This is a genomic window from Paenarthrobacter sp. AR 02 (assembly GCF_021538675.1).
Lineage (GTDB): Bacteria > Actinomycetota > Actinomycetes > Actinomycetales > Micrococcaceae > Arthrobacter.
On record NZ_JAJUKH010000008.1, the window covers coordinates 108,741 to 121,987 of the forward strand.

General features: G+C 64.3%; 11 protein-coding genes and 1 riboswitch. Of the genes, 4 read left to right on the plus strand and 7 right to left on the minus strand.

Features of this window, described 5'->3' with window-relative positions:
- The first annotated feature begins 171 nt into the window (after positions 1-171).
- Positions 172-315, plus strand: a riboswitch (cyclic di-AMP (ydaO/yuaA leader).
- 2 nt (positions 316-317) lie between these two features.
- Positions 318-1,463, plus strand: coding sequence for a hypothetical protein (locus LRQ04_RS15080; protein WP_235521090.1), 1,146 nt, complete (start codon positions 318-320; stop codon positions 1,461-1,463).
- A gap of 260 nt (positions 1,464-1,723) precedes the next feature.
- Here the strand turns inward: LRQ04_RS15080 and LRQ04_RS20710 are convergent, their stop codons facing one another.
- Complete coding sequence (locus LRQ04_RS20710; RefSeq protein WP_308194951.1) at positions 1,724-3,118, minus strand: S-layer homology domain-containing protein; 1,395 nt, start codon at positions 3,116-3,118, stop codon at positions 1,724-1,726.
- 287 nt (positions 3,119-3,405) lie between these two features.
- Positions 3,406-4,620: a CdaR family transcriptional regulator gene (locus tag LRQ04_RS15090; RefSeq protein ID WP_235521091.1), complete on the minus strand. Its 1,215-nt coding sequence runs from the start codon at positions 4,618-4,620 to the stop codon at positions 3,406-3,408.
- 208 nt (positions 4,621-4,828) lie between these two features.
- On the opposite strand from LRQ04_RS15090, the gene ald reads away from it, so the two are divergent.
- Positions 4,829-5,947, plus strand: coding sequence for an alanine dehydrogenase (gene ald, locus LRQ04_RS15095; protein WP_235521093.1), 1,119 nt, complete (start codon positions 4,829-4,831; stop codon positions 5,945-5,947).
- Positions 5,948-6,096: 149 nt separating this feature from the next.
- On the opposite strand, the gene LRQ04_RS15100 is transcribed toward ald, so the two are convergent.
- From LRQ04_RS15100 to LRQ04_RS15110, 3 genes are all read right to left on the minus strand, one after another.
- Positions 6,097-6,894, minus strand: a complete 798-nt coding sequence (locus LRQ04_RS15100; protein WP_235521095.1) for a hypothetical protein — start codon at positions 6,892-6,894, stop codon at positions 6,097-6,099.
- Entirely contained in the window at positions 6,891-7,442 is a 552-nt protein-coding gene (locus LRQ04_RS15105) for an RNA polymerase sigma factor (protein WP_235521097.1), read from the minus strand. Before LRQ04_RS15105 ends, LRQ04_RS15100 begins: the two co-directional genes overlap by 4 nt.
- Positions 7,443-7,529: 87 nt before the next feature.
- Entirely contained in the window at positions 7,530-8,252 is a 723-nt protein-coding gene (locus LRQ04_RS15110; RefSeq protein ID WP_235521101.1) for a hypothetical protein, read from the minus strand.
- 282 nt (positions 8,253-8,534) lie between these two features.
- Here LRQ04_RS15110 and LRQ04_RS15115 point away from each other — a divergent pair, with 282 nt between their 5' ends.
- Together LRQ04_RS15115 and LRQ04_RS15120 are read left to right on the plus strand one after the other, a co-directional pair.
- Complete coding sequence (locus LRQ04_RS15115) at positions 8,535-9,728, plus strand: WXG100 family type VII secretion target (protein ID WP_235521103.1); 1,194 nt, start codon at positions 8,535-8,537, stop codon at positions 9,726-9,728.
- 18 nt (positions 9,729-9,746) lie between these two features.
- Positions 9,747-10,247 (plus strand): hypothetical protein, encoded by a 501-nt coding sequence (locus tag LRQ04_RS15120; RefSeq protein ID WP_235521105.1) that lies wholly within the window; start codon positions 9,747-9,749, stop codon positions 10,245-10,247.
- Here LRQ04_RS15120 and LRQ04_RS15125 read toward each other — a convergent pair.
- Both LRQ04_RS15125 and LRQ04_RS15130 read right to left on the minus strand, forming a co-directional pair.
- Positions 10,213-11,259 carry a Gfo/Idh/MocA family oxidoreductase gene (locus LRQ04_RS15125; RefSeq protein ID WP_235521106.1) on the minus strand — a complete coding sequence of 349 codons (1,047 nt, stop codon included), beginning with the start codon at positions 11,257-11,259 and terminating at the stop codon, positions 10,213-10,215. The genes LRQ04_RS15120 and LRQ04_RS15125 overlap by 35 nt on opposite strands.
- 245 nt (positions 11,260-11,504) lie before the next feature.
- Positions 11,505-13,232: an ABC transporter family substrate-binding protein gene (locus LRQ04_RS15130; protein ID WP_235521109.1), complete on the minus strand. Its 1,728-nt coding sequence runs from the start codon at positions 13,230-13,232 to the stop codon at positions 11,505-11,507.
- Positions 13,233-13,247 lie beyond the last annotated feature (15 nt).

Below are 13,247 nucleotides of genomic sequence, written 5' to 3' on the forward strand. Positions count from 1 at the left end.
GAGCTGCCGGCTCCCGCACCGGCCCCGAAGCCTAGGCGCACAGAGCCTCCCCTCTAGCCCGACCTACCGTCCGTTACATTAATGTGACTTTACTTTCCGGCTCATGTACCGTCGTAGGGCGACCCGTATCTCCGCTGGGCCGCTTCCGGATTGACGCCGAGCTCTGCCGCAATCCGGGATCCGCCAGACCCGCGGCAGAGGCGGGGGACCCACAAGTTCCCGGACTTTCCAAGTCCTCGGGGTGAAGCCGCTTTGGCGGCCGGACGGCCTCGTCCGAACCCGACAGCTAACCTCGAAGGCGTTGAGAGGCAACCACCATGTCCCCAACCATGGATCAGCCGCGCCGCGCCCTCATCGAACGCGAGCGCACCAAGCCAACCGGACGCCGTCGGGCCGAACCCAGCGGATCCGCCACCGAAGCAACAACAGCGCCTCAGGCACCAAGTACGACGCCGGAACCCGCCGCTGCTGCCCAGCCCACCACGCGCGCGGCTGCCCGGGCAGCCGAGCGGGAAAGGGCAGCCCGGGCTGAAGCCGAACCCGCAGAACCGGCCACCGCCGCGATCCCGGCTGTGCAGGCCGCCCAGGCCGCGGCACCGAGGTCGACCACTCCGGGCCCTCCCACAGCAGCCATTCCCATCGTGCCGTCGGCAGCTCCCAAGCCGGACACGCAGCTGGCCGCACCCTCGGAGCCCGCCACGGCAGCCATCCCCATCGTGGACATTGCCGGGCCGGCACCTACTCCCGTCCCAGCCAGGACCGGCTTTGGCTCTTCGTCGTCGTTCAACCGCGAACCCCAAGCCGTGCTTCGAAAGGCCGCATCGGTCAAGCACATGAGCCAGCGTATGGCCGTTGTTGCCGGCGCTGTAGGACTGGTTCTCACGGCCGGAGGCCTCGGCCAGGCCCTTGAGCTGCCGTTCTTCGGCCATGAAACCCCCGCCCAGGATGCGAGCGCCAGTGGGGACAGGGATTCAGGCTCGGCTGCGCCCGGGCCTCGGGCTTCCTACTCCACCGCGTCCTCCCCGTCGGCCTCGTCGGCAGCACCAACAGCATCATCCTCATCGGCAGCCGGCCAGCCGGCGACCGTCCCCGAGACACCTTCTGAAGTGTCGCCGTCGTCGATTCCGGCCCCGCACGTCTCGCTTGCGGCCCCGGTTTGGGTTCCTTCGGCGGCGCCTTCGGCGGCTAACCCGGCGCCGGGCACCTCCGCGGCAGTCCCGACGCAGCCTGCCCCGGCCCCCACCGATGTGCCCGCCGATACAGTCACCACGGCGCCATCTCCTGCCCCGACAACCACGCCGGCGCCGACCACCACCCCGACGCCCGCGCCGACACCCACGCCGACGTCGACCGCCACTCCCAAGCCGCGCCCCACCGGGAACCCCTCCGCCGGAACGAATCCGCAATCCAGTGGGACCGCCCTCGACGCAATCCTGGACGCGGCCAAGAAGGCCGTGAAGTGAGCACCCGGCTGCCCCGTACGGCAACGCCGATCGGATGGCATGGCCGGTACTGCACCAGCAGCCGGACCGCCACCTTCAGGCGAAGGATGGGCCGGTGGAGCTGCCAGCGGTTGAGGCGTTCCTAGGCGCGCTTCTTCCGGCGAGGAAAGTTCAGGATCAGCCTGACGGACAAGGAAAGCACCACCAGCAGGCCCACCATGCCAGGGAGGTTCTACCGCCGTTTGTTGCGTAGCGAGCCCATCAGCACGCTGAACCCCCGTCTAGCGGCGAGTTAGGTTCCAGGTGTCTTCGCGGTAGAGGAACGCTGCCATGGCGTCGCGATTGACGGGCTGGACAGGCCGGAATGTGGCGTCGGCATAGCCTGTGGAGATTCCCTGCGCCGCGAGCCAGGTGATCTCTTTGTAGAAGGGGTTGTCGGTGGCGACATCGTGGAAAGGAGACGACACAGGAGGGGCAAACGCGGGTTTGCCGCTGAAGCGGTAGAGGAACGCTGCCATGGCGTCACGGTTGACGGCTTGTACTGGTCGGTAAGTGTGGATTCCGCTGCCTTCATCCCAGCCTGTGCTGATGCCCTGGTGAGCGAGCCAGGTTATTTCCTTATAGAACTGGTCGCTGGGTTTGAGGTCAGCGAACGGTGAGATATCAGGGGCGGTGAAGGAAGGCTCGCCTGCCATCCGATACATGAACGCCGCCATCGCGTCACGGTTTACAGAGTTCAAAGGCAGAAAAAGACCGCCACTGTAGCCAGTTGTGATCTTCTTGTTCGCGAGCCACTGGATTTCCTTGTAGAACTGGTTGCTCACCGGGACATCGCTAAAGGATTGGGTGCAGGCCGGCGCCCCCACGCTAATGTTCGTGACCGCCGTCTTGCCGCCTTTGTTACCGTCGAGTGTAAGCTCAAGGTCCGAATCCCCGGATTGGCAGAAGTACCACATGTGCGAGGATTTGACGGTGACGACAGCCGTGGCGCCGTTGGCCGAAAGTGCGACGTCTCCGTCGACACCGAAACCTCCGATCAAGAAGGCCCGGGTCGATACCCCGGACCAGGTTCCCGCAGGGCCGGTGGTGAAGTACCCCGCCGGGGCTTTGATAATGAGCTTGTCGGATGCCTCAGCCAACGTGGCTGTCTTGGCGTTCATGGCGTAGTACGTGTTCGTGACAGCCGAGGGTGCGCTCAGATCGATCGGCACTGTGGCTGCACCAGGCCCCGTGCCTTGTATCAGGCCGCTTGAGGCGAAGATCGGCAGATATGTCGTCCCGCTATCCGCGTAGCTTTCCACTATCACCTCGTACCCCGTGTAGTGGGTTGCGGTCGGATCGTTGCCGCAGACGTTGAACGAGTTCTTGCAGTAGGTCATGTCGGCCGGGGCGTGTCCAGCGAAGTTCGCCGGAATGGGTACCGTGACCGTGAGGTGCACAGGGTCAATGTTCACCGACCCATCTGCGAAGTGGCTATTTGGGCCGTTGTACAAGTAGTAGTTGAGGCTTGTGATGCCCTTGGCTACGATATCGGCCGAATCCGCGGGCAGTTTGATGACGAGCGACGTTGCGCCCCCTGGCAGGGTAACGGGGGCACCGTTTGCAGAAACGCTTTCCCCGGCAATCGTTGGGTCTATCGTGACGGTCGTGTCCGCTGCGATTGCGGGTGCTGCCAAGCCTGTTGCACCCATCGCCAAAGCCAGAACCGCTCCTGCCGCCAACCCTCGAAATTTTCTCAGCAATGTCAGACCTTCCGTCTACCAGTGACGGAGCAGTCCGTCCCCCACACGACGTCCGCGGACAGCAGACAAACCGCAACGTACCACTTCGCCCAGCTTCCGGAAATGGTCCAGCCGGTCTCGGGCCAATATGAAGGGGCTTTTCCCTGTTTGGCCCCCTCGCTCGTCTGATGTGGGCCAACCATTCGTCATGAACCGCTTCTCCACCGCCTGGCAATGGCCACCTAGATCCTGGGTCGCCGAGCCCAGCGGTGTGCTTTCAGGGCCGCATGCAGTTCAAGCCGGATCGCGCCGCTCAACGGGTCAGCCCCGATGAGCTGGCGGATCCGGCCCAGCCGGTTGTAGATGCTGCTCCTGTGGAGATGGAGCTTCGCTGCGACGTCCTGGACGGAACTGTCATTGTCGTAGAGCAACTCCAGGACCGGGAGGAGCTCGCCGTTCCTGTCCTGGTCCTCCAGCGTCCTGTAGTGGACCGATCCGGTGTCATCCCAGCCACCGGGCGCCAAAAGGCGATCAAAGAGCTGATAAACCCCTACCGCCCGGCTTTCCACGAGCTCGCCCAGCGGCAGGTCAACCGCGGCAGCCTGGGCCGCTACTTTGGACTGGCGGTAGGCGCTGGAGATCTGCCGGATCACCTGGAATGGTTCACTGATGCCAAGGATGACGCGGTCCACCGTCCTTCCGGCGCGCTTGGCGAGTTCCAGTTGGTAGTGCACCAGTACCTGTGCGTGGTCTGCCCTCCCGCCTGATTCCCGGAACAGGACCACCGAATGCGTCTCGGTTCCGGCACTGAACAAGACAGCGTTGACACCGATCGTGGACTGCAGCGCCGCCGAGCGGTGGGTCAGGGTTGCTGCGATGGGGTCGACGGCGGACCCGGCACCGTCCGGGTCGAGGATGGTCACCAGCTGCCACGGACCCCGCCCCTGGATTTCCTTCCACCCGGCTACGGCAGCCACCGCGTTGGATTCGCCGTTGCAGGCCGAAAGGAACTCCTGCTCGCGGCGGCGCCGAAACTCTGATTCGGCCGTGTTTGAGTCGAGGAGCAGTCCCGCCAGCAGGTCCAGCTCATCCCGTACGCCGGGCAGTTCGGCGAGTATCGCCGTCGCGCTTTGCTCTTCAACGTCCAGCTGCACCCACAGATAGCCGACCCGGAATCCGCGGACCAGGAGCGGGACGCAGACCCGACCCAACATCCCGAGTTCGTCGTTGGCGGGAACCACCACCGGGCGTACTGCCGTGGAGATGCCGTGGGACAGTTGCCAGGCGCTGACGTCAGTGGGGACGCGCTTGCTGAGCAGGAAGTTCACACGGACGCGGTCGGCGTGCGACTGGTTGGAGCTGTAGGCGAGGAGGACGCCGTCGAGGTCCTCCAGTGACAAGCCGCGGCCGAGCTTCAACGCGACGCGTTCTACGATCTGTTCCACGTCCTGCTGCATTTGGAAAGCGTACCAACAGGAGGCGACACCTGACGCTTGAGTGCTCGACAAATGTCGAGCCCATGGGAAGAAGATCGTTGAATTTCCGGGCTTTTCCCCACTGGTCGCCCGGGCTTTCATGTCGCCTGCCTCACAGGCGGATTTATTCTGGAATCACAGCCCGCAACACATTTTCGGCCGAAGAGGCCGCTAACGATGGAGCCCACAAATGATCATCGGCGTCCCCAAAGAAATCAAGAACAACGAATTCCGCGTAGCCATCACGGCCGCAGGTGTCCACGAATTCCGCACGCACGGACACACCGTTCTGGTTGAACGCGGCGCAGGCCTCGGCTCGGGCATCACCGATGAGGAATACTCGATCGCCGGCGCCGAAATCGTCAACGAAGCCGATGACGTCTGGGGCCGTGCGGACATGGTCATGAAGGTCAAGGAACCCATCGCGGCCGAGTACCACCGCTTCCGCAAGGGCCTCATCCTCTTCACCTACCTGCACCTCGCCGCAGAGCCCGAACTCACTGCAGAGCTCATCAACTCCGGCGTCACGGCCATCGCCTACGAAACCGTGCAGGAAGGCCGCACCCTTCCGCTGCTGGCCCCGATGTCCGAGGTAGCAGGCCGCCTGTCCGTCGTGGTCGGCGCTTCCTCGCTGATGGCTCCGGCCGGCGGCAAGGGCGTCCTGCTGGGCGGCGTACCGGGTGTGCGCCCGGCCAAGGTTGTTGTCCTGGGTGCCGGTGTTGCGGGAACCAACGCCGCGGCCATGGCGCTGGGCCTCGGTGCCGATGTCACCATCATGGACATCAACATCAACCGGCTGCGCGAACTCGACGCCCTCTACCAGGGCCGCCTGAAGACCGTTGCCTCCAACGCCTACGAGATCGAGAAGTCAGTTATCGACGCAGATCTCGTGATCGGCTCCGTCCTGATCCCGGGCGCCAAGGCTCCCAAGCTGGTGACCAACGAGCTCGTCTCCCGCATGAAGCCGGGCTCGGTGCTGGTGGACATCGCCGTGGACCAGGGCGGCTGCTTCGAGGACTCGCACCCCACCACCCACCAGGAACCGACGTACAAGGTCCACAACTCGATCTTCTACTGCGTTGCCAACATGCCTGGCGCCGTTCCGAACACCTCCACGTACGCACTGACCAACGTCACCCTGCGCTACGCTGTGGCACTGGCCAACTTGGGCGTCAAGGCCGCCTTCGACCGCGACCCCGCCCTGGCTGCCGGCCTCAACATCGCCGCCGGCCACGTGGCACACCACTCCGTTTCCGAGGCGCACAACCTGCCCCTCGTCAACGACTGGCACAGCCTGGTTTCCGCCTAACGTACAAAACCACAACCGCACGACGGCGGGGTGCGGCTTCCACACGAAGCCGCACCCCGCCGTCGTGGTTTAAGGCGTGCCGTCGTGGTTTAAGGCGTGCCGACATGGCAGAAAATGCCAATGTTCCTGACGAACATTGGCATTTTCTGTCACTTCGAGGGGATGACGGGCGGTGAGGGTTCCAGGCGGATGGGAACGGGTACCGGGAGGTCCGACGGGCGAAGCTTTCCCGGGTCGATGGTAGGAGGAACCACGGCCGGAGGCGTCACGGGTACTGCCGGGGGTGTGGGAATGACCCCGTTGCCGGGCTCGCCCCGCGAGGGAACCTTGGGCGCTTTTGTTGCTGCGCTCCCGCCGGGTTGCGCCTGGGAACCGCGTTCATGGGCGCTTGGCTCCGGCAAAGCGGGCGACTGGCCGGGCTGGCTCTGCACAGGAGTGGGCCTGACGTCCCCGGAAGGCGACTCAGTGGTCGAACCCGCCGGGCCACCCTGTTTCGGAGCGGATCCCGCGCCGGGCGCCAGCTGTGAAACCACCGAACCGATGGCTGCCCCAAGATGCTGGAAAGCACCCGGGATGCCACCCTCGGACGCGGCCGCAGCCGTGGCACCGCCTGCCAGGGAGACAACAACGGCCAGGCCGGCAATGGCGGTGCGGCGCTTCTTCCGTCTCCGCGCGGAAAGTTCGTCGTGGGCGGCAGGTTCGTCGTGGGCGGCAGGTTCGGCGCGCGCGGCAAGTTCGTCGTGTGCGGCAGGTTCGTCACGCACCGCGGGGGCCGGGACCATCAGCGCCCGGACCGCTTCGGACGGCAAAGGCGCCGTGGCCGCCAGTGAGCGGAGTTCGAGCAGTTCGGCGCGGACCCCGGCGTCGCCCTCCAACCCGGAACCGGCCAACAAGTGGTCGATCGCTTCCGCGTCGTGCCGCCCGCGGGGCGGAAAATGTTCGCTCATGACGTGCCGTTCGTTTGTTGTGCCCGTTTCTTCAGTGCGCCCAATGCCCTGCGCTGCAACTGCTTCACCGCTCCCTGCGACTTGCCCATGATGGCCGCTGTCTCCTCAACGGAAAGATCGGCAATGACCCTCAGCGCCAGCACTTCCCGATAGTCGTCCGCGAGGCCCTCCAGGAGGTCCGAGACCCCCAGGCCAGCGTCCCTCCCGAACGCCTGGTCCTCAGCCGACGGGGCGCGCCGGCCATCCAGGTCCTGCTCGTAAGGCGTGGAAGCGGGTGTTCGTGCACGTTTGCGGTAGTAGTCCACCATGCGGGCATGGGCAATGGAGAACAGCAGGGATTTTGCCCCTTGCAGCCCGCCTTGCAGTGTTTCGAGCTGCGGATGGAGGGCCAGGAAGACGTCCTGCGTGACGGCTTCGGGGTCGTCCACACCCCGGGCACGGAGGTAGCCGAAGACCGGCCCCGCGAAGCTGTTGTAGGCAGCCGTGAAGAGCAGCGCGGGGTCGTCCTGATCCGCCTGCACATATTCATCAGCCAAAGGGTTAAGCACCCGTGGACGCCTCCATCCCACGTTGAGTAGCGGGGCTCCTTGTCCTAAGCCAAGGAGCCCCGCCTTTAAACCGTAGCCCCTGTCCGCTTAGCGGACAGAATCGAGGGAAGCTCCTGGAACGGCCGGAACGTGGCTGGGAACCTGAACCGGGACTGCGGGTGCAGCCGGGGTCGCGGGAACCGCGGGGACACCTGGAACAGCCGGAACCGCGGGGACGGCAGGGACCGGGGGCGTCGCCGGCAGTCCGGAAGTGGCGGCAGCATCGACGTCGGCGTCTGCCTTCGCGGAGCCGTCCACCTTCAGACCGGCAGCCTTACCGGCGTCGACGACGGCCTGGCAGTGCGCCTGAACCTTTGCGTCGCCGCCCGCGGCAATGGTCAGGGACTTGAAGCCCTGGACCGTGGTGTCAGACTTGAGTCCGCCATTGAGGAATGACGTGCAGAGGCCGAAGGCCTCCGGTGAGGTGGCGAGGGCGCGCTGGGCTGTGGCCTTCGCGTCGGATACAGCGTCGGCGGCCTTTGCCTGGCCCGCATCGGCAGCGTCTGCGGCCTTGGACTGCGCGGTCCCGACGGCGTCAGCGGCCTTGGACTTGGCCGTTTCGGTCGCGGCGGCTGCTTCAGACGTGACTGCTTTGGCGGTGTTCCCGTCGACCGGGGCCGGAGCGCCAACAAAATCATGCGCCGTTTGCTGGAAACCGTGGGGAAGCGCGCCGTTGAAGGCAGCTACGCCTGTTCCGCCGGCGGCCACGGCTCCGGCGGCCAGGACGCCCGCGGCGACTTTGCTGGTGGCAAGGACAGTGAACAAGGACATAAAACCCTCCGAAAAACTTGGGATTGCCCCGGCAGCTGTTGGGTCGCTGCCGGATGATCAATGCACGGGCATGACCCGTACACCCCCTACATCGCTGGGGACCGCGACGAGGTTACGCACCTGCTGAAAGTTTTTTTGGCGGGCTTTATTCACACCGGCAGTTCTCCCCATGGCAGCCCTGCCTGGCACTGGTTATGCTCGGGAGACGCCTGGCGCCAAACTGGCCTGCAGGTTTTCAAATGTCGCTACGTTCAGGGGATACGTGATGGGACTGGTTTGGTAATGGCACAGGGATTGGTGGGCGCCGACGTCGGAGATCTCCGGCGGCTTTCGGCAGTAATGGACTCTGAGGCACAAAAGATCAGTGGCCTGCGGCAGCAGCTCAACGCATTGATCCAGCAAGGCAACTACTGGCGGGGCAACGACGCCGACCGCTTCCGCAGTGCCTGGCACAGTGATCTCCAGGGCCGGCTGGGCGCCGCAGCAGCATGCCTCAAGGAGAACGCCCGGGCCTTGAAACTCAATGCCGAACAGCAGGAGCAAGCCTCCCTGGGCGGGCCGGGGCGTGGGCTGGGTGATGGAAAGGGCAGGAGCGGCTCAGGGACACTGGGTTTCACGTTTGATCCAACAACCTACGGCCCCGTCACAGTTGAAGGTGAGGGTTCTTTCGACAGCCAGGCAACGGGTGAAACGCATGGCTCCATGGGACCGGGCGGGATCACAGTGGGCGGCTCCGGCGAAGCATCCACCGGCGGGCAGATGACGTGGGCGGCCAAGGGCGGATACGGGCCCATGGACACCACTGTCACCAACGAAACGTTCGTGGGAGCCCGCGCCAACGGCGAGTTTGAGGCCAGCGTGCCGTTCGGGCTCGGACTCCCCCACGCCAGCGCCAACGGTGAAGCGTTTGCAGGGGCCGAGAACACCACCACGGTTCGCTCTGAGTTCTTTGACGGTTGGATTACCAACACCTCCACAACCCGGGCCATGACCGGGGTAGAGGCCAGCGCCCATGCCAACGCAAGCAGCCCCTTCCTCTTTTCCGGCGGCGGTGAGGGGTTCGCCGGCCAAAAGATCACCACGGACAATGAGACCGAGTTTGCCGGAGGCCTGTTCAGTGTGGGCCAAGGCGGAGAGCTGCGGGCCGGGGCATGGGCCAGCGCAGGTGAAGGCGAAGTCAGCGTCAAGAACAAGGACGTCACAGGCAGCGCGTTCAGCGCCGGCGCGGGTGCTGAACTGACCGGGAGCCAATACGTGGAAGTGCTGGGGCAGAAGATAACGCTCAACGGCACAGTTGCTGCGGGCGCAGGTGAGAGTCACTACTACACCGTCTCCTTGGACGAGGACGGGCTTACGCTCGGCGCAGGTGCCAAGATCACCGCAGAGCTGGGCCTGGGCGCAGGCGGCCAGATCACGCTCAGCCCCAAAGGGTTCATGGACTCCGTCACCGGTTTCATCGACTTCGTCAACAACTAGGCTCCGAAAGGGCTCCCCGTGACATCGCAGCAGGTTTTCCCGTCCGAAGCATTCCCCGCGTACCCCACCATCAAACTCAACCCACCGGCCGGTTGGACCCAGCACGTTGTGCCCGAAGCGGTGGGAGCGTTGATGGCACCGGCCATGGAAGGAAATTACACCGCGAACGTCGTCATCTCCGTCTCGCGCCGCCGCACGGGGTACGGGCTGCAGGACATTGCCGCATCGGTAGACCAGTTCCTGGGATCCTTGCCCGAGGCTGTCCTTCTGGGTACCGAGCCGGTGACCATCAACGGCCGGGATTGGCACGTGCGGGAAGCCCGTTACACCCACCCCCAGGCTGGATCCCTGGCGCAGTTCACCGCGGTCACCGTGGTTGACCAGAACGCTGCGGCGGATGTCGTCCAGCTGACCGGAAGCTGCCAGCCGCGCGAGGGCAATGCGGACCTGAAAGCGATCTACTCGGTGGTTGCGAGCGCCGACATCACACCAGCCCCCGGGCCTGCTCAATCAGCTTGAGCACGGCCACCGAATCAGCCGGATCAACAGGCAACGGGCGCGACGACGCCGTACCGCCGTCGTCGATCTTGTCCGCCAGCAACCGGTAGAACTCCGGATACGCTCCACGTTCGGTGGGGACCGTGGTGCGCTCGCCGTCTACCGCCAAGGTCCCATGGTTTTGCGCGGGCTCGACGCCGTACTCCGGGTCGGTGGGCAGCCCGCCTTCGGACAAGTAGGGTTCCTGCGGGTCCGCCCCGAACTTCACGAAACCGCCGCGGGTACCCAGAATCCGGAAGCGTGGACCGGGAAGCTGGCTGTTGAGGTTTATGGTCACGTGGCTGACCACTCCCGATCTGTGGTCGAGGACCAGGAATACGTCGTCGTCGGCGCTCTCCTGGGGGCGGCGGGCCCGGATCTCCGCGTGAGTCACTTCCGCCGGCCCGAAGAACCGTAAAGCCAGGTCCAGCACATGGGTGCCGAGGTCGAACAGCACCCCGCCCCCGTCCTCCGCCGTGGCACTGGCTTTCCATTCCTTCGCGATCGCCGGCGCCCACCGCTCCATCCCCGCTTCGAAACGGGTCACCGTCCCCAGCGTGCCGGCGTCGAGCAGTTTCTGCACGGTAAGGGCGTCGGCGTCCCAGCGCCGGTTTTGATAGACAGTGAGCACGCGACCCAGCTTCGCCGCGAGCCGGATCAGTTCCTCGCCTTGGTTGCTGTGGACCACGAACGGTTTATCCACGGCGACGTCCAGACCGGCTTCCAGCGCCGCTTTCGCGAGCGGGTAGTGGGTTGCGGGAGGTGTGCCAATGACGAGGAGATCCAGGTGGTCCGCGAGGGCCAGGACGCCATCGGGAGTGTCGACGATCTTTGCCTGCGGGTACCGGTCCTTCGCTTTGGCTTGGCGTGCCGCGTCCGATGTTGCAATGACGGCGAGCTCATACGCGGGGTTGGCGGCGATGAACGGAGCATGGAAAACACTGCCGGAGAGCCCGAAACCGGCAACGGCTGTGCGGATAGGCGTGGAAGTCATGCCCCTAGGCTACCGACCCTCGCTCACGAAACAGCCCCTTCCCGCGATCCCTCTCTCACCGGGTGAGAGAGGGATCGGCCCAAGGGGGAGGGATGTGAGAGAGGGATCGGTCCAAACGGGAGGGATGTGAGAGAGGGATCGGGGTATGGCGAAGGCCGGGAACCAACCCCGAACCGATCGAACCGGATAAACCGATCAACAGGTTGGGCGTGGTTCCCGGCCTTCAGGAAACTACAGCGGGCGGGCTACTTCTTGGTGCCCTTTTCCCAACCGATGGTGGTCCAGTCCGGAACGTTGGAGTTGCTCTTGAACAGGGCCGGGCCGTAGTTGGCCAGGCCCTTGTGCACGAACTGGATCTCCGGGCCATTCAGCACCGTACCCATGGAGAAGTACTTCTCCATGTGCTTCTTTTCCACGTCCATGGCTGCCTTGTTGCGCTCTTTGTCGTCGGCAATGGAGGCCAGGCGCTTGATTTCAGCATCCAGCTCGGCGTCGCCCAGACCGTTCTCGTTCGTGGAGGAATCGTAGAACTGCTTCACACCATCAGTGGCATCCGAACCAACGGTGTACCCGGAAATGGTGACATCGAAGTCGCGGGTACCAATGACCTTGCCGAAGTCGGCGTCGCCGCGCTGGTCAATGGTCACGTCCATGCCGGCAGCCTGGAGCTGCTTCTGCAGGGTTTGTGAAGTGGCAGCGGTAGTGGGGTCATCGCCGAAGTTGGTGATCTTGAAAGCAACAGGAACACCATCCTTCGCCATGATGCCCTTGTCGTTGGCCGTGTAGCCGGCATCGGTCAGGACCTTCTTGGCGGCGTCGGCGCCGGTGTCCTTCACCGGGTAGTTGTCCTGGTAGTACTGGGAGAACGGCATGAGCATCATGGAGCCCGAGCTCTCTTCCGACCAGTTCAAGCCGTTGAAACGGACGTCGCGGATGGCTTTGCGGTCGACGGCGGTGAAGATCGCCTTGCGCACGGCCACGTCAGTCAGCGCGGGCTTCTTGGCGTTGAGGTTCAAGCCGCCGGCGAAGAGGCGCTGGCCGCGGCGGACGTCGGAGTCCTTGGTGCCTTCGAGCTGCTTGTAGCGGCCCAGGGTACGGCCGCTGGTTGCGTCGATTTCGCCGTTCTTGAACGCCGCGATGGTTGCACTCGGTTCCATCTGGCGCCAGATGATCCTGTCCAGGACCGGCTTCTGGCCCCACCACTTGTCATTGGGAACCATGGTGACGGTCTTCGCCGTCGAGTCGTACTTCTCCACCTTGAACGGACCGGCCATCCACTCCGGGTGCATCTCGCCGGCGAAGCCCTTGTTGAAGATGTCGGCGGTGTTGATCGCGGGGTGGATCAGGCCGAAGAACAGGCTTTCCAGGGGGTAGACGGGCTGAGTGGTGGTGACGATGACTTCCTTGTCGTTGGCACCAGCCTTGACGGAATCAACGAAGGCGTAAGCGCCGGCGGTGACGATGTCGATGGACTTGTCCTCGCCTTTGAGCATGTTCCAGGTGTTCTGGAAGGTCTTGACGTCGATCGGCGTACCGTCGTTCCAGGTTGCCTTGTCATTAACCTTGATGGTGATGGTCTGCTTGCCGTCCTTGACTTCGCTCTTGACGTCCTCGCAGAAGTCCTTGTTGGGCGAAGCCTTGCCGTCAAAGTCCAGCTTCCAACAACCACCGATTCCGCCGCTGCTCATGCCTACCGGATTGACCGGAGTCAGCAGGGCCGACGTGTCTGCGCTGTTGCCCACATTGGAGTTGTTATTGAAGTCTGGGCCGATGCTGCCTGTCGCCAGGGTGACCGTGCCGCCCTGGTCCAGGTCCTTCGTTTCCTTGGCGTTGACGCTGATCAGCTTGCTGATGTCACCGCCACTTTCTTCTGCCTTCTGGGAGGCAGGACCCGACGGCGTTCCCCCGCCGCAAGCGGTGAGCATGAGCGCTGCTGCGAGTGCTACGCCACCGATCGTCGTGTACTTCTTCATGGTTTGCCCTTCATG

What these genes read in the sequence shown, in the direction of transcription:
- LRQ04_RS15080 (WP_235521090.1), top strand. Translation starts at nt 318, where the DNA reads ATGTCCCCAACCATGGATCAGCCGCGCCGCGCCCTCATCGAACGCGAG.
- LRQ04_RS15090 (WP_235521091.1), bottom strand. Translation starts at nt 4,620, where the DNA reads ATGCAGCAGGACGTGGAACAGATCGTAGAACGCGTCGCGTTGAAGCTC.
- ald (WP_235521093.1), top strand. Translation starts at nt 4,829, where the DNA reads ATGATCATCGGCGTCCCCAAAGAAATCAAGAACAACGAATTCCGCGTA.
- LRQ04_RS15100 (WP_235521095.1), bottom strand. Translation starts at nt 6,894, where the DNA reads ATGAGCGAACATTTTCCGCCCCGCGGGCGGCACGACGCGGAAGCGATC.
- LRQ04_RS15110 (WP_235521101.1), bottom strand. Translation starts at nt 8,252, where the DNA reads ATGTCCTTGTTCACTGTCCTTGCCACCAGCAAAGTCGCCGCGGGCGTC.
- LRQ04_RS15115 (WP_235521103.1), top strand. Translation starts at nt 8,535, where the DNA reads ATGGCACAGGGATTGGTGGGCGCCGACGTCGGAGATCTCCGGCGGCTT.
- LRQ04_RS15125 (WP_235521106.1), bottom strand. Translation starts at nt 11,259, where the DNA reads ATGACTTCCACGCCTATCCGCACAGCCGTTGCCGGTTTCGGGCTCTCC.
- LRQ04_RS15130 (WP_235521109.1), bottom strand. Translation starts at nt 13,232, where the DNA reads ATGAAGAAGTACACGACGATCGGTGGCGTAGCACTCGCAGCAGCGCTC.